The organism is Pseudomonas sp. TMW 2.1634, assembly GCF_001703595.1.
Classification (GTDB): Bacteria; Pseudomonadota; Gammaproteobacteria; order Pseudomonadales; family Pseudomonadaceae; genus Aquipseudomonas; species Aquipseudomonas fragi.
On sequence record NZ_CP016849.1, the window covers coordinates 3,155,297 to 3,170,981 of the forward strand.

Below are 15,685 nucleotides of genomic sequence, written 5' to 3' on the forward strand. Positions count from 1 at the left end.
GAGAAATGCGTTAGCGCTTCGTTACGTCGTACGTCATCGTACAACTTAACAAAGGAACGTCAATCTCATTTGTTGAAATCGTGGCTGCTCGGGGGCATTTCAGCTTCGACAAAAACGAAAAAGCCCGTCTAGTACGGGCTTTTGTGGAGTGTGGTGAAGTTGAAATTAAATTTTGAGTGAGTGGCAGGTTGTCGTAGAACAGCTCATCTTACGCCGCAGTACCCTGTGGGAGCGGGCTTGCTCGCGATGCAAACGCCGCGGTCTGTCAGGCAATGCGCGTCGATACGATCGCGGGCAAGCCCGCTCCCACAGATGGAGGGCGCCCTACCCGCGCTGCGCCTCTGCTTCTTCGTGGGCATGGCGCAGGCGTTCGCGGCTGTTGGTCAGGTGCAGGCGCATGGCCGCACGCGCCGCTTCCGAATCCTGGCGGGCAATGGCCTGGTAGATTTCTTCGTGCTCGCGGTTCAAGCGGTTCATGTACTGCTGCTGGTCATCATGGGCCAGTCGCGCCGAGTTAAGCCGGGTTCGCGGGATGATGCTGGTGCCCAGGTGAGTCATGATGTCCGTGAAGTAGCGGTTGCCGGTCGACAGCGCAATCTGCAAATGGAACTGAAAGTCCGAAGCCACTGCATCGCCATTACGCGCAGTGTTTTCGTTCAGGGCATCCAGTGCGGCACGCATTGCAGCCAGTTGTTCGGCACTGCGCCGCTGCGCTGCCAGCCCGGCAGACTCAACTTCCAGGCTGATACGCAACTCAAGAATCGCCAGCACATCGCGCAAGGTGACAACGGTTGCCGGGTCGATGCGAAAACCGCTCGGGCTCGGTGTATCCAGCACAAACGTGCCGATGCCGTGCCGCGTCTCGACTTGCCCTGCGGCCTGCAGTCGGGAAATCGCCTCGCGTACCACCGTGCGGCTCACGCCATGGGCCTCCATGATCGCCGACTCGGTGGGCAACTTGTCGCCGCGCTTGAGCATACCGTCGCGGATCTGCTCGGACAGCACCGTCACCAACTCTTGCGCCAGGCTGCGGCGCTTGCGAGGGAGGCGGGGTACGTCGTTGTGGTTTTCCATGGTGAACATTTTTCTCAATATCAAAAGGATCGGAGGCTTTGACCCTAAAAGCAGCGGACCTGAGTGCTGCACTATCTCGCCCCCGTATGCACGCATCATAGCTCAAGGTGGTTGTACGATCACCTGTTGACATATGCCGACCAAAACCTGAAGGGATTGGTCGGCGTGCGATGGTCAGACGGTCTGCGGTGAGGACTGGTCGGCTTCAATATCGCTCAGCGCAAAGCTGTCATCCGGGACCCAAAACAAAAACGGATCCTTGGCCGGCCGCTCGTCATAGGGCCGCACACGGCCCTCTTGATCAACGGCCCCGGCGCGCGCAAAACCATACACCTGACGCCGCTCCACATGAATGCTCGGCGCCGCGCCTTCGCCGCTGGCAGGCTCGATGTTCATTGCCGTCAAGGTAGCCAACAAATCAGTAATGATCTGCTGGCGATCAAGGGTAAAGGCCGATGCAAAGCAGCGCCAGAAACGCCATCCCGCCCGTTCCAGAATGCGCTGGCGGCGCATGTCACTGGCCCAGCGATCCGGGCCGTGGAAGCGGTCACCGTCACATTCGATGGCCAGGCGGCTGTCGTTATCGCCCTCGACCACCATGTCGATGCGATAGGCCCCTACGCCCACCTGGGGAATGACCCGATAGCCACGTTGGGTCAATTCATCGTACATCTCCCGCTCAAAGCCGGATTCGCACAACTCGCGCAGGTCACTGACCTGGGCAGCATCCTGGGTAAAGGGGGTCTCGAAATGCTCGATCAGGCCGCGACGCAAACTGTCCACAGGGCTGAGGTCGGTCAACTCGACACTGCGCACCAGGTACATGCGATCCCGCGCCCGCGAAGCGGCCACGTTAAAGCGCTGGGCTATCGAGTCGCGGCTGTTGGCAAAGCAATCGCCGGGAGAAGCCACCATGCTCAGGAACATGATGTCGCGCTCCTTGCCCTGGAACGTGCGGGCATCCCCACAACTGATCTGGAACTGGGTGATGATCTCCTCTCCCAGCTCTTTGGTCAGCATCTGCATGATCTTTTGCGCTTGCTCGGCGCCCAGCAGCGAGACCACCCCGATGCTGCGCCCGGCAATCTGCGGCAGGGCAATCAGGCGGCGGATTTCCTCGACGATCACATGGGCTTCGCCGAGGTTGAACTTGCCTTTCTTCTCCCCGTCCATGACCAGCAGGTCCACCAGCGGCGGATCAAGACGCTCGGTCAGCATTGGCAGGCGCAGCGGTTTGAGCTCGTGGTTGTAGAACTCGCGCTTGGAGTATTCGATGATCGGCGCCACACAGCGGAAGTGCTCGCGCAGCATGGTGCCGCTCTTGGCAAATACCACTTTGAACAGGTCGTACAGCGAACGCTCGGGCGACATCAAGGGCCGATACAGGCCCACCTGGTTGCCCAGAAAACGCGCCATCATGTTCTGCACGCGCTCTTCTTCCATGCCGATACCGTCGGGCGACACTTGTTTGTCATCGCCCACCACCAGCACTTTTTTCGCCCGCAGCAAGGCCGGCAATGCACTGAGGTCCGACTGTGACGCTTCGTCGATAATCACCAGGTCAAAGGCCCCGTACTGCGCAGGCAGGCTCTCGCAAATACGGTAATGCGGCATGATCCAGCACGGGATTGCCGAAATCGCCACATCGGCCGCCAGTCGCGCATCCTGACGATAACGCCCGGCGCGCACGCCGGTGCCCTTGCCGATCTTGCGAATCGCGGTGCGGTACAGCTCAAGGGCGGCCCTGACACTTGGCGTGGCGTTTTCCGACAGGCGCAGCCAGGTTCGCTTGACCACCGCATCCTGATAAAGCCGCGACAGGCTCAGTTCCAGTTCGCCGCGCAGCTTGAACAATCGCTTGAGGTCTTCGCGCCCGTCGATGCTGTCGAGATAACGGGCCAGACGGCTCAGGCGCCACACGTCCAGGCAGTTATCCGGGAGCAGGCCGTCGACCGGCCCGATGCCCGGTTCTTCACGCAAACGGGCCGCCCAGAGCAGACCGCCACTTTGCGCGATCAGGTCGGTGACCCGCTGTACGGTCTCAAGGGCAGTGGCCAGGGCCATCACCCGGCGCAACTCGTCCATCAGCCCGGACCATTGGCTTTGCAGTGATGCTATATCGACCTGCGGCTGGCCAAGACTCAAATCCAGAAAGCCTTGCAACCGCTCACTGATCTCACCACCGCAACCGGCCAGCGCTGTGTTGAAGGTTTCCTTGATCGCCCAGGTGGCGGCCAGACGATGACGCATCAGGTAATGCCGCAGGATACTTTCGGCCTCGGCCAATACCGTGGCGTTGCTGCGCAACTGGCTGACATCGGCCCAGTCCGGGAGCAACTGTTTAAGCTCGCTGCAGGCACGGATTTCACCTTGCTCGGCAAGCACAATCGCGTCGAATTGCTCGATCGCCCGGGCCGCCGCCATCAGTTGATCGGCGTCGGTTTCCAGGGTCGGCAAGGGTATTTCGGCCGCCAGTGCATTCCATCGCAGCAGCAAGGTGCGGCTGTGTTGCTGGAAGCGCACAAAGGCTTGTACATGCTGCCAGTCCTGGTCGCTTTGCGGCTTGCTGCCCAGCACCACAATGGTGTCCAGCAGCTGTTTTTGCGTGCCCTTGCCAATCAGGCCGGACAAGCCGAACGGGCGTCGCCCTTCGGCCAGGTTATCGATAGCAGCCACCACCTCGGGTTGCGCATGCAACTCGAACGACAGGCTTACCGGTCGGGCCACAAAGGCCTTGCGCCCGGCCAGCGCCTCTTCGATCTCGCCCTTGAGGCTGGCAAACAGCGCCAGCACATCAGCGTTGCCGCCACGCATCAGGCACGCCTGCATGGGCGCGGCCCAGCTGTGGGCCGAGGTGTTGATCTGCGTGCGCAAGGCTTGCAGGTGGCCCAAATGCTCGACCAGCGCCTGGGCCTGCTCCAGGGTCCGGGCGCTGTTATCCAGCAGACGCGGCACTTCGCCAGTGCTTTCCTTGAGCTGCAACTGGCTTTCCTGAGCCAGATCCTGATGCACCTGAATCAGTGTCTGCGCGTCCGGGAAGTCGGCCAGTTGCGGCAGTTTCTGGCCCAGATAGGCCAGCGACTCCTTGAGTTCAAGCCGGGCTTCGCGCAAGGCGATGATGTCTTGCAAGGTGAAGCGCGGGCGATGCTCTTCACCCACGCCGATCAGGTCGGCAAAGTTGCTGATTTCGGCTTGCGCCGCCGCCACTTGCAGGGCCGCATGGGTGGGGCTCAAGCGCTCACCGTCGATCTCCAGGTCCGACAGATTGCGCTCGGCCCAATGGGTGATCTCACGGTCGACGCTGACCATCTGCCCATGAAGGGTGTTGATTTCGTCGTCAATCTGGCCAATTTCGCGCTTATACAGCGCTCTATCGATGCGCTGTACTTCGGCTGAAATCTTTTGAATGGCGAATTCAAACTGCTTCATGCCATCCGCTTCGCTGCTCAGCAAACTGATCGCCAGCGGACGTATGGCTTCCGGGAGTTTTTCCTGCAGCACCGCCAGGGCCGGGTCTTTCATCGACGTCACCAGCACCCGCTTGCCATTGGCCAGGTAATGGCTGATGACGTTGGCGATGGTGTGGGTCTTGCCAGTGCCGGGCGGGCCTTGCACCACTACCCCGTCATGCACTTCCAGCAACTGGATGATTTGCACCTGCTCGTCGTTGTACGGCTTGGGGAAGTACAGCTCGTGAACCTTAGCCGCCGGCGCATCGCCGCCTTGGGAACCACTGACGTAGGACAAACCACGGAACGGTGGCAGGGCTACGTCTTCCAGCACACTGGACGGTTCGGTGAGAATGGCCCGCAAGGCTGCTGGCAACTCACCGGCCTCCTCGATCCCGCCTTCAAAACGACCCAGGTCCTCAATAAACATATTGCTGTCGCGGTTGCGGGCAAACAGGCACCAGGTATCGGTGACGCACAAGAACTCGGCAGCCTTGGGGACTGAACGATCACCTTCGGCCAGCGTCACCGGCAAAAACTGACCATGGGCATCAAGCAAGGTCGACGCCGACCGTATCACCGGTTCGTAACTGGCGGCGTTGAACGGGCTGATACCGGCCTGATCCTGTTTGAAAAAATCCTTGGCCAGGGTCGCCAAGGGCCCGACACCGGCAATATCGGCCGCCACATAGGCATCCACTTCCAGCCGTGGCTCGGCAGCGCGCGGGCGCACTTCAATGGCCATGCTGTCAGGGTTGATGGCAATCTCCACCAACTGACTGATTAACGGGTAATGGATGACACCGACTACGGGGTGCTCCCACGTCGAAACGCCCAGCCCCCACACCAGTTCCAGCTGCGCATCGCCCAAGTTGCCCTGCATCTGTTGCACCAGCATAAACAGCTCGGCATACAGCTCGATGCTTTTGCGACGTTGTTTTTCTTCCGCGGCCCACAGCCGCCAAGCCGTTTGACTGTAGGACTTGAACTGCGCACGGATCTCACCGGCGTCCAGGCAGTCTTCCAGATTGACCCATTCTTCGACGTCGACATCTTCACCGATCTGCAGGGCCACAGGCATCAAGCGTGAGCGCTCGTCCTCGGAGATCGCCGTGCTGTTGATCAGGACCTCCCGTGCCAGACGCACCTTGAGCACCGGCTCGGTCTGCGGCGTGCCCTTGAGCTCGATCCACAACGCCAGCAACGGACTGAGCGGGGCTGGCGGTTTGGTCTCATGCAAGCGTTCAAGCTGCAGCCAGACTTCGTCTTCCTCACCGTTGTGCAGATCCAGGCTGACGCCGGGCAATGCCCGCAGTTTTTCTTCACTGGCACTGAAAGCGTTGTGCTGGCTGAGGGTTAACGCCGGTCGCTTTTGCATCAGCGCGGTCTGTTTAACAAATTCGATCAGGCCGGCGAGACGGGCACGTACTGTTTCCATGGGTAAGCTGAACCACTTCGATAAAGGGGCACTTCGATAAGAGCCGGGAGCGCCAAGTAAAAGCGAAAATTCCTACAATGGCCGATACGATACAGAGGTTCTGGAGGTATTCAGATACATCATTTCGTAAAAACGTCCCGCGATAAAAGACGGTCCGGTTATTTCCCAACGCTTTGCGCTCGCCCTCGCACTCACCCGCTCAAGCGCAGGTAGTTGAAGCTGCAAAACCTGACGACTCAATACGCCTGCCGCATCGCAATGTCCGACTTCACGACGGCTTCGCCGCCGAACGTAGCCTCGCGTTGCTCGGCAACTGCTACAGGGTTTTTGCACAAAAAAAAGGCCCTCCCCGTTACCGGGGAGGGCCTTTTGTTTAACGCTGGGGGTTAGCCCAGGTTAACGCCAAAGTTCGACGCCAATGGCGCCAGGCCACCGGCAAAGCCCTGGCCGATTGCCTTGAACTTCCACTCTTCGCCATTGCGATACAGCTCGCCGAACACCATCGCGGTTTCGGTCGAAGCGTCTTCGCTCAGGTCAAAGCGTGCCAGCTCTTTACCGTCAGCCTTGTTCAGAACACGGATGTAGGCGTTGGATACCTGACCGAAGTTTTGCTTGCGGGCATCCGCTTCGTGAATGGTCACCGCAAACGCCAGTTTCTTGGCTTCTTGCGACAGACCCGACAGGTTGACGTTCACTTGCTCGTCGTCACCATCACCCGCGCCCGAGCGGTTGTCGCCCTGGTGCACAACGTGGCCGTCCGGCGAAGTCTTGTTGTTGTAGAACACAAAGCTGCCGTCATTCAGCACTTTGCCGTTCTCGCCAACGATAAACACCGAGGCGTCCAGGTCGAACTCCTGGCCGTCAGTCACCCGTGGGTCCCAGCCCAGGCCTACAACCACTTCGGTCAGGCCCGGTGCTTCTTTGGTCAGGGAGACGTTGCCGCCCTTACTCAGACTTACTGCCATGTTCGTGAACCCTTATATGAAAAGTTGATGGGGTACAGATCAGAATTTCAGACCGTAGCTTTCCGCCAATGGCTTGAGGCCGCCAGCAAAGCCCTGGCCCACCGCGCGGAACTTCCACTCGGCGCCATTGCGATACAGCTCGGCAAAGATCATCGCGGTTTCAGTGCTGGCGTCTTCTGCCAGGTCATAACGCGCCACTTCGCTGTTGTTGTCCTGGTTCACAATGCGGATGAAGGCATTGCGCACCTGACCGAAGTTTTGACGGCGAGCGTCAGCCTCGTGAATGGTCACGGTAAAGGCGATGCGGTCGATGTCGGCAGGTACCTTGGACAGGTCGACCTTGATCGCCTCGTCATCGCCGTCGCCTTCACCGGTACGGTTATCGCCCGTGTGCTCAACCGAGCCGTCAACGCTTTTGAGCTGGTTGTAAAAAATGAAATCGGAGTCAGCGCGAACTTTACCGTCAGCCTTGAGCAAGAAAGCGCTCGCATCCAGGTCGAAGTCTTGACCATCGGTGGAGCGAGCATCCCAACCCAGACCCACGAGGACTTTAGTCATCCCGGGGGCTTCTTTGGACAGGGACAGGTTGCCGCCTTTGGAAAGGGAAAGTGCCATGTGTAATTCTCCTTAGTAATGTGCGATCAAGCGTTCGTGTCGTTGTTAACGTCGGATTGCTCTTCATCTTTACCGGGAAAGATGATGCTGGCCACGATACCAATGGCCAGTACCACCAACACCACGATCAAACTGGTGTTTGGATCAATTTCATAACCATGGCCAAACAGGTGATCGGTTGCGTTCAGGGCCAGCTTGCCGGCAATAAAGAACAACAACGCGATAACCGCTTTCTCGAGGTGCACCAGGTAGCGTTTCAGCGCTTCGAGAACGAAGTACATGGTCCGCAGGCCGAGAATGGCGAACATCATGGCCGAGTACACGATCAAGGGTTCACGGCTCACGGCAATCACGGCCGGTACAGAGTCAAAGGCAAACAGAATGTCTGAAACCTCAACTACCACCACACACAAAAACAGTGGGGTCGCAAAAAGAGCGCCCTTGCCTACAAGGGTCATTCCCTTGTTCTGCGGCTTCGTGATCTCTTTTTCAAGCTCTTTGCGTGAAACAAAGAAATTATGCCCGTGCAACTTCGGCCAGACCGGGAACAGTTTTTTCGCAAAACGGTAGGCGATGTGCTTGGAGTAATCCTCCTCCTCATCCTCTTCCTTGCTGCGCAGCATCATCACTGCCGTCCAGGCCACGACCACGGCAAACAGCACTTCGACCCAAGGGCCAAACGCCAGCAGGCCAGTACCGATCGCCACGAAAATCAGGCGGAACACGATGGCGCCGATGATGCCCCAGTACAGAACCCGGTGACGCAACGCGTCCGGGATCTTGAACCAGGCAAAGATCGCCATGAACACGAACAGGTTGTCGACGCTGAGGACTTTTTCCAGCGCGTAACCGGTCACGAACAGGCTGGCCACGCTTGGGCCGTGGGCGTAATACAGGTAACCCGCAAATGCGAGGGAGATCAGTACCCAGAACACCGACCAGATGGCCGCGTTGGCCAGGGAGACCGGTTTATCGCTTTTGTGGGTAAACAGGTCGATTGCCAGAGCAATGACCGCCAGAGCCACAAATACAGCGATGGTAGTTGGCGGAAAGCCAATTGCCGTGTTTTCCATGATGTCCTCAGAGATCAAAATCGCCAGGGTTCAGCCCCAGCTCATTACAGATGGTGCGGCAAGCAGCCCGCTCACTTTCATCAAAGTTGCCGTCGGCGCTTCCGATTGCGCAGCAAACACGCACCAGCAGGCGGGCGGCATCTTCTTTTTTACGGAGCTGACCGATCGATTTCAGCGCTTCAGCGCGACCGATCTGCTGGTCAAACTCAAATTTTTCGCACACAGCGTTAAAGGCCTTGATCACGTCCTTGACGTCAAAGACCTTCAGCTCGTTCGAGTTTTGAATAAACCCGACCATCTTCTGTTTTTCGTCGCTGCTGATGTTGCCATCGGCAGCGGCCACCAGTGCGCACCCGGAAACCACGGCTTCCATGAATTCACGGTTCTTGAACTTGCTGACTTCCGTCGACAGCTTGTCACGGGCGGCGGTAGCGTTGGTTTTGAGCCATTCGAGCATTGGAGTCACCTTGTCAGTAATTGCAGGTACGGCGCCTGTTTCATCAGGCGGCCACTTACACAGCGCTCATTTGGAACCGGCAGCCCAGCGCATGCCCCAGCCGAACGCTTTATCCATGTCGGAATGGCCCTTGAAGAATTCGACCCGACGGTTGACCTTCACGCTGCCACCGATGTTTTCAAGCAAGGCGATGGCGCACATGCCCTTGGTCCCGCCCTCTTCGCTCAGGCGCACTTCAATCGGCGGCTCGCCGGGGATATACAAGGTGATGACACCGTCGGTCGCCTGCCAGTTCGGGGCGCCTTCGTAGATAAACGCGTAGACCAGCACGCGACGCATCTTGCGCCACTCCTTGCCATTGATACGCAGCCACTCGCCGTCGCTCACGGAGCCGGTGCGGTCGTCGCCCATCAACTGGATAAACGGCTCGTCACGGAAATCACCGAAGGCATTGCCCAGGGCCTGGACCGCGCCTTTACGGCCGTTTTCCATTTCGTACAGGCAACCCACGTCCAGGTCGATGCCGCCCGACTTGCCGGTGGCCTTGTTGCGCAGGGTTGCGAAAAAGCCGCCAGCACCACCGGCGCCACTGTCATTCGGGTTGCTGCGATTCCAGTTCAGGTTGATCTTGATCTCGCCGAAATCACCGTCCTTTTTCTCAAGGCTGATGGACGGGCGCTGCTTGTCGAGGGTGATCTTCGACAGGTTGATCCTGGAGGCGGGTGCAGGGGCCGCAGGAGCAGGAGCAGGTGTCGGCGCGGCTGCAGGTGCAGGTGCAGGTGCAGGTGCAGCAATATCCACCCCGAAGTGCTCGGCCAGAGGCGCCAGGCCCCCGGCAAAGCCCTGGGCCACGCAACGGAACTTCCACGCCCCCTGGCGACGATAGAACTCGCCGAGGATCAACGCGGTTTCCTGCATGCCCTGGGTCGGGATCGGCGCGTCAATACCGCCACTCACGGTGACAGTCAGTTGCGGGAAAGCATCGAAGCGGGCCTTGTTCTCGTAGATGGTCGCGGTCAGGGCGACTTTTTCGATGGCCGGGTCAATGGCGTCCAGGTTGACACTGAACACGCTGCGACCGGCAGCCGATTCCACCAGCTTGACCGCACCATTGTTGACGCTCTGCTGGCCGAAGAAGCACATGTCGTTGTCGCCGCGCACCTTGCCCGAGTCGTTGAGCAGGAACGCCGACACATCCAGGTCTGCCCCCGCTACCGGGGTGTAGCTGACGGTGACGCTCAGGCTGGAACCGGCAACGCCCGTATTGGCGCCAGGAGTCAGGGTCGTCATGCGCGCACCGCCTGGGCCGCATCAGTGGCCAGGTCCTGGGCGGTACGGCCATTGGCCACGGTGCCGATAGCGGTCAGGTCCCAGCCTGCCGATGTGCGGCTGATGTACGCCATGACCACACCGGTGTGACGGCCCTTTTCCGACAAGTTGAAGCGCGCCAGCTCCTTGCCGGTCAGCTCATCAACGATACGGCAGTAGGCGTTTTCTACTGCTTCGAAGTTTTGCCCGGTAAACGAGTTGACGGTAAACACCAGGTGCTTGACCCCCGCCGGCAGCTGTTCCAGGTTGACCAGGATTGACTCGTCGTCGCCATCGCCCTCCCCTGTGCGGTTGTCGCCGGAGTGAACGATGGAGCCGTCGTTGGACGTGAGCTGGCGAAACCACACCAGGTCCAGCGGTTGTTTGGCACTGTCGAGCAGGATGCAGGAGGCATCCAGGTCGATAGCGGCATCACTGCTCAGCAGCTTGGCGAAAAAACCGCTGGGCTTGACCGGGTCCCAGCCCAGGCCCATGCGGATTTTCTTGAGACCGGTCCCCGCTTCTTTCTCGAGAGAGATGGTTTGATTCTTGGACAGCGAAATGGCCATGAAGCGTCTCCTTGTCTGCACTGAAGCACGATAGGTAATAAGTGATTATTGACATGCTTTGCTTACGCCTTGCTTACAGCTCCTCGCGCAAGCACACGTCAAGTGGCCGCTTGCGCCGCCACAGTGCGTGAAATTCACGCCAATGTGGCTCTTGAGCGGCCCCGAGCATTTGTTCATCGCCCCGGGTGTCACCCCAGGCACGCAGCTCGTATTGGTCCAGAGGCCCGTATTGCGCCTCCAGCCGGATGACTTTTTGTTCACAACGACAGTTGATGCCGTCGATATCGCCGGTGAGCACGCCATCGACCGAGGCCAGCCGTGTACCGATCAGGCCGATACCGAGTTTTTTGGCAAAAGGCGCGAGCACCAGTTCGGGGGACGCCGAGCAAATTGTCACGCTGGCGCCCTGCTCAATCTGGTTGGCGACGGATGTTAAGCCCAAAGGCCGCATCAGGCGCTGCCAGGAAACGTCACAAAATGCTTCTGCACGTTCCTTTACCCAGGCCTCCCGGGTGCCGGTGAGGTACACCGCGATCAGTTTCTCTTTCAAATCATTGCGAGAAATCCTGCCCAGCAGGTAGCACGCCGTGGCCGGGATCATCCGCAGCAGGCGCATGGCAAACAGGCGGTTGCCAAAGGCAAAGCGCAAAAACGGCACAAAGCTGTCGTGATAGGTCAGCGTGCCATCAAAATCGAACGCAGCCAGTACCTGCTTATTGCCTTTGTCCGTTGTCTTCAAAACGTCGTTCAACCCACTAATTCAGCCAATCGCAGGCTGCCTCCAAAAGTGTCCGACGGGCTGGCAACTTCAGGGCGTACCCCTTGCCAATGTGCCCGTTCAATAATTGTTTGCGCCCATTTGTAATGGGTCGCAGGCTCGCACATGGCGTCGTTGAACTTGAACACCGCAGGCGCCGCCTCATTCAATATGTGGCGTGCGCTGTTGAGATCTTCAAGACTGACTTGCAGCGCCCTGTGGATAACTGCAATTTGCGACGGGTGGATCGCGGTTTTGCCCACCAGCCCGTGGGCCATGTCCAGCGCCAGCTCTTGCTCCATCAAGTGCGGTGCATTGAGCTGCTCGAACACCGGCGCAGTCAGGGCAAAACCTGCCGAGCCCATGATCCCGCACAACATGGGAATCACATAGCTCATGGGCGTGCTGTACAGGGTCATCGCGTGAGGCCGACGCAAACCGAGGCAGCCCATCAAGTCGTTACCGCCAATGCGCAGGGCAATAATACGCCCTGGCAGTTGCTCCAGCATGGCGCTGCGCAGCTCAACCATCGCGTTGGGGATAAAAACGTCTGCGGTTTCCAGGGTGGGCATCAGCATCAAGTCTTCGCGGGTGACCGCCTGCTGCCACTCGCGGATATTGCCCAGGCTGAGCTTGGGCACGACAAAACCGTCGACGTGACGCATCAACGACCAGTCATTGAGCACGGCGGCCATCGCGGCATCCCGTGGCCGCACAAACAGGATAGGCCCGCTGGATGGGCGACCGCCACGCGCCTCGATGCCCAGCAGCAGGTTTTTCAGGTTGTTCAGCCCTTGCTGCACGTCGGTTTCGGCCACGGCGTCTTCCAGGCACACCACCAGCGAGCGCAAACCCTGGATCTTTTCGCCCAGCACCACCTCCAGGATGTCGGGACGAGTGGCCGGCATATAGAGTGTGGCGCCCAAGGCATAGGCTGAGTGCTTGATCATCAGCGAACACTCCTGATTACGGTCACGGCGCGATACGGCCCCAGTTCATCACCCACTTCCTGGACCTCGATATTGGCCTGGCGCGTCAGGTGCAACAGCAGTTGCACGTCCTGATCGTCAAGGTTGCGCACCAATACATGGTCCGGCACCCGGCGCATCACGGCGCGGGTGGCCTCGGCGATGCCCGGTTTGACCCGGTTAGGGTTGGTCACCGCAAACCGCGTCGAGATACGTTCGACCGCGGCTACCGCCGAGTGTTGCAAGGCTGCGGCCTGCTCCGCGGTCCAGGGTTGTGCAGCGGCCAGCGGGGCAAGCTGTGCCCGCTCGGTTTCGATGCTGTGGATAAAACTCATGGTCACGTCGTGTTCCGCCAAATGGTCATACACCACGCACCCATGCAGGCCCGGGTCTTGTGGCCAGATGGAACGCGAAACCAGCCCGGAAACCGTCGCCCCCAGGATGCCCGACGGGATAAGCCAGTCTTCTGCCGAGGCGGCCAGCCAGGCCCGGCCACAAGGGTCGGCCAGCACTACCAGGCGCGGGTCGGCCGGGAAACGCGAATCCCCTGCCAGGCTGTCGCGGATCTGGCCGCTGATCGCGCCCTTGCCGGTCCAGCCATCGACAAACACGATATTTTCCGCACCGTGGGCCTTGATGATAGCTTCGAGCGCAACATTGTCGATTCCACGGTCACGAATAATGCTGATGCCGTAGTGCGCAGCCTCGCGCCCCAAATCGAGCAATGCCCGGCGCAGCAGCACACCCAACGGCAAACCCGCGCGTACAAACGACACCAGCGCAATCGAGGGGCCGTTGTAGCGCTCATTCAAGGCCTGGGCCAGCGCCTGCACATCGCCCGCCATACGGGCACCGTTCTGGGCCAGCGCCAACTGATAGAGGTTTTTATGGGTGTCGGACGGCGCATGCTCTTGGCTGATCATTTCAGAGTAATGGCGCTGTTGGGTCTGGATCAGGCGCTCTTTTTCCTGCACGTCGGTGACTTCAATCTGCATGGCACGCAGTAAAAAGTGCACGTCATCGGCGGCATAGCTGCCACTGCCGACGGTCTGCAGCCCGGCGAAGGCATTATTCATGATCGACGCTCGCCAGCACATGCGCGGCCAACTGACCACGTTTGGGCGTGCCCCACCAGTCGCATTCGGCCATAAAACCCAGGTCCGACACGCTGTCGCCAAAGCCCAGCAGCGGGCGTTTGCCGTTGATCGCCTGGTCGCGACGGATCCACTCACGTACCGCTTCACGCTTTTGCAAGGTGATGGGCAGGAATGCCAGATTATTGCCATTGCCATGCACATACAGGCCGTCGAGCAAGCCCCGCGCCTTGACTTCGGCCAGCACGGTGAGCAGCGCCTGGTCGGTTTCGTTGTTGTGCTTGGTGACCACGTAATTGGCCAGGCCCTGCTCTTCAACCACCCAGCCACGCAATGAGAAGCCCAGTTCGGCGCCAATGGCCAGGGTTTGCTCGCTCAACTGATGCAGGCGGGTTTGCTCCGGCGCCAGCTCGTCGCACATGCGGGCATGCCAGACAGGGTCCAGCGAGCCGTCCGGGTTGAGAATCACCCCGCCGTGGGCACAGACCGCGCCGTGCACAAACGGCAACTGCACGCGCTGATACGCTTCGATGCTGCGCGCAGTCACGGGGACCACGTCACTTGTAGCCAGTAGCCATTCCACAAAGCTCTTTTGCGTCGCGCTCATAAAGCCGTTGGGTTGGCCGTCCACATCCAGGGTGGCGACAAAGCGCGGTTCATCGCCCATTTTGCGGGCGGTTTGAAACAGGGTGTCGTCCAGATCAACGAACACCAGGGGGCGATTACTGTTCATCAACGATTACCTGCGCATTCAATGCGCTGACCAGCGCCGGGTCGACGGCAGCCGCCGGGGTTTCGCTGCAGATCAGCACCCGGTCAAACTGGCCGGGGGCGACGTTGTAAAGAAAGTTGGGGATGCCCAGGCCGTAGTTGTCCGAGAACGACAACGCATGATCGATGGCATGGCCCAGGGCAATCGGCGAACGGCTGGTAGAGCTGAAGTGAACATCGGCACCGGCCCGTTCAAGGCGCTCGGCCAACAAAAACGGACGCCAGACGAATTCGCTGGTACCGATTACCAGAACCCGTTCACCGGCAGCGACCTGCAGGCCCGGCGCCAGCGTGTCGAGGTGTTCGCGAACGCCCATGCGGCCCCAGTCGCGGCTCGCGTCCAGCGCCCAGTCGCCTTGGGCAACACTGCCCACTTCGGGCATATCTGGCAGCTCTGCGGTCAAATCTTCGGCGAACGTGTAGCGACCTTCGAGTAACGCCACGCTGCTGACGTGATCGCCCATAGCGGTACGCACGGCGTCCCCGGACCAGTCGGTCAGGGTAGCCGTGACGATGCGCTCGATCGAATCGAGCCCCGCCTCGGCCAGCGCCCGGGACAGGTTGATAAAGGTATTGCCGGTGGATGCCTCATCGTCCACCAGCACCAGCGAACGGGCGTTGAGCATCATGTCGCGGGTTGCCGCGTCTTGCGGCAGGTGCAGCAAATGCGAGCTGGCGTGGCTGTGCTCTTCTTCAAAGCGGGCAAACAAGGCGCTGCCCGTAGGGTGACGGCTGCTGCACAGGTACACGCAGTCATTGCGGGTCTGGCTCAAGGCACGGTGTACCCCGGCGCCCAGGCCCACGGCGGTTTCGGCCATGCCGATCACCAGTACCGGGCCGGGCAGGTCAGCAGGAATCTTGCCGGCAAGGGCATTGAAGCTTTGTGCCATTAATGAGGGCCGAGCCGGAATATGCCGGCCCAGTACACGCGAAACAAACAGAAAGGCCCGCTTGGGATTGCGACGCTCGGCAAAATCGAAAAGTGCCTGCGCAGCAAAGGTCGATGCATTGACCTCTACCTCCAGACGACCGCGCTTGAGGTTTGCATGCAAAACCTTGGGACCGGTCATGGGGTTAGTGTTATTCATCAACTTTTACTACCTGAAATACATAAAAAGTGGGGGACAATCGGCGAGACGATCACTTT

General features: G+C 59.6%; 13 protein-coding genes. All 13 read right to left on the minus strand.

The annotated features are described in order from the left end of the window. Window positions 1–324: 324 nt before the first annotated feature. On the minus strand, window positions 325–1,074 hold the full coding sequence (locus BFC21_RS15060) for a FadR/GntR family transcriptional regulator (protein ID WP_037001762.1): 750 nt from the start codon (window positions 1,072–1,074) through the stop codon (window positions 325–327). A 174-nt stretch (window positions 1,075–1,248) separates the two neighbouring features. Further along, window positions 1,249–5,961 (minus strand): AAA domain-containing protein, encoded by a 4,713-nt coding sequence (locus BFC21_RS15065; RefSeq protein WP_120266310.1) that lies wholly within the window; start codon window positions 5,959–5,961, stop codon window positions 1,249–1,251. Between the two features lie 386 nt (window positions 5,962–6,347). Continuing rightward, the gene (locus tag BFC21_RS15070) at window positions 6,348–6,926 is read right to left on the minus strand and encodes a TerD family protein (RefSeq protein ID WP_016783511.1); all 579 of its coding nucleotides are present in this window, start codon (window positions 6,924–6,926) and stop codon (window positions 6,348–6,350) included. A 39-nt stretch (window positions 6,927–6,965) separates the two neighbouring features. Further along, window positions 6,966–7,541 (minus strand): TerD family protein, encoded by a 576-nt coding sequence (locus BFC21_RS15075; protein WP_016783512.1) that lies wholly within the window; start codon window positions 7,539–7,541, stop codon window positions 6,966–6,968. 26 nt (window positions 7,542–7,567) lie between these two features. Next, window positions 7,568–8,614 (minus strand): TerC/Alx family metal homeostasis membrane protein, encoded by a 1,047-nt coding sequence (locus tag BFC21_RS15080; protein WP_095005135.1) that lies wholly within the window; start codon window positions 8,612–8,614, stop codon window positions 7,568–7,570. A gap of 7 nt (window positions 8,615–8,621) precedes the next feature. After that, window positions 8,622–9,071 (minus strand): tellurite resistance TerB family protein, encoded by a 450-nt coding sequence (locus BFC21_RS15085; protein ID WP_088378234.1) that lies wholly within the window; start codon window positions 9,069–9,071, stop codon window positions 8,622–8,624. A 66-nt stretch (window positions 9,072–9,137) separates the two neighbouring features. Next, entirely contained in the window at window positions 9,138–10,361 is a 1,224-nt protein-coding gene (locus tag BFC21_RS15090) for a TerD family protein (protein ID WP_120266311.1), read from the minus strand. Further along, a complete protein-coding gene (locus BFC21_RS15095; protein ID WP_088378235.1) occupies window positions 10,358–10,948 on the minus strand; it encodes a TerD family protein in 591 nt (196 codons plus the stop codon). The genes BFC21_RS15090 and BFC21_RS15095 overlap by 4 nt, the downstream gene beginning before the upstream one ends. Before the next feature lie 73 nt (window positions 10,949–11,021). Further along, on the minus strand, window positions 11,022–11,699 hold the full coding sequence (locus BFC21_RS15100; protein WP_016783517.1) for an HAD-IB family hydrolase: 678 nt from the start codon (window positions 11,697–11,699) through the stop codon (window positions 11,022–11,024). After that, window positions 11,696–12,655, minus strand: coding sequence for an HpcH/HpaI aldolase/citrate lyase family protein (locus BFC21_RS15105; protein WP_088378236.1), 960 nt, complete (start codon window positions 12,653–12,655; stop codon window positions 11,696–11,698). The genes BFC21_RS15100 and BFC21_RS15105 overlap by 4 nt, the downstream gene beginning before the upstream one ends. Continuing rightward, complete coding sequence (locus BFC21_RS15110) at window positions 12,655–13,749, minus strand: cysteine protease StiP family protein (RefSeq protein WP_120266312.1); 1,095 nt, start codon at window positions 13,747–13,749, stop codon at window positions 12,655–12,657. Before BFC21_RS15110 ends, BFC21_RS15105 begins: the two co-directional genes overlap by 1 nt. Beyond that, entirely contained in the window at window positions 13,742–14,500 is a 759-nt protein-coding gene (locus tag BFC21_RS15115; RefSeq protein WP_120266313.1) for a trehalose phosphatase, read from the minus strand. Before BFC21_RS15115 ends, BFC21_RS15110 begins: the two co-directional genes overlap by 8 nt. Beyond that, a complete protein-coding gene (locus tag BFC21_RS15120) occupies window positions 14,490–15,626 on the minus strand; it encodes a phosphoribosyltransferase domain-containing protein (RefSeq protein WP_088378239.1) in 1,137 nt (378 codons plus the stop codon). Before BFC21_RS15120 ends, BFC21_RS15115 begins: the two co-directional genes overlap by 11 nt. Window positions 15,627–15,685: the final 59 nt, after the last annotated feature.

Excerpts from the sequence above, each read along its gene's own strand:
- BFC21_RS15060 (WP_037001762.1), bottom strand. The coding sequence starts at position 1,074 with ATGGAAAACCACAACGACGTACCCCGCCTCCCTCGCAAGCGCCGCAGC.
- BFC21_RS15065 (WP_120266310.1), bottom strand. The coding sequence starts at position 5,961 with ATGGAAACAGTACGTGCCCGTCTCGCCGGCCTGATCGAATTTGTTAAA.
- BFC21_RS15070 (WP_016783511.1), bottom strand. The coding sequence starts at position 6,926 with ATGGCAGTAAGTCTGAGTAAGGGCGGCAACGTCTCCCTGACCAAAGAA.
- BFC21_RS15075 (WP_016783512.1), bottom strand. The coding sequence starts at position 7,541 with ATGGCACTTTCCCTTTCCAAAGGCGGCAACCTGTCCCTGTCCAAAGAA.
- BFC21_RS15080 (WP_095005135.1), bottom strand. The coding sequence starts at position 8,614 with ATGGAAAACACGGCAATTGGCTTTCCGCCAACTACCATCGCTGTATTT.
- BFC21_RS15085 (WP_088378234.1), bottom strand. The coding sequence starts at position 9,071 with ATGCTCGAATGGCTCAAAACCAACGCTACCGCCGCCCGTGACAAGCTG.
- BFC21_RS15090 (WP_120266311.1), bottom strand. The coding sequence starts at position 10,361 with ATGACGACCCTGACTCCTGGCGCCAATACGGGCGTTGCCGGTTCCAGC.
- BFC21_RS15095 (WP_088378235.1), bottom strand. The coding sequence starts at position 10,948 with ATGGCCATTTCGCTGTCCAAGAATCAAACCATCTCTCTCGAGAAAGAA.
- BFC21_RS15105 (WP_088378236.1), bottom strand. The coding sequence starts at position 12,655 with ATGATCAAGCACTCAGCCTATGCCTTGGGCGCCACACTCTATATGCCG.
- BFC21_RS15110 (WP_120266312.1), bottom strand. The coding sequence starts at position 13,749 with ATGAATAATGCCTTCGCCGGGCTGCAGACCGTCGGCAGTGGCAGCTAT.
- BFC21_RS15115 (WP_120266313.1), bottom strand. The coding sequence starts at position 14,500 with ATGAACAGTAATCGCCCCCTGGTGTTCGTTGATCTGGACGACACCCTG.
- BFC21_RS15120 (WP_088378239.1), bottom strand. The coding sequence starts at position 15,626 with ATGAATAACACTAACCCCATGACCGGTCCCAAGGTTTTGCATGCAAAC.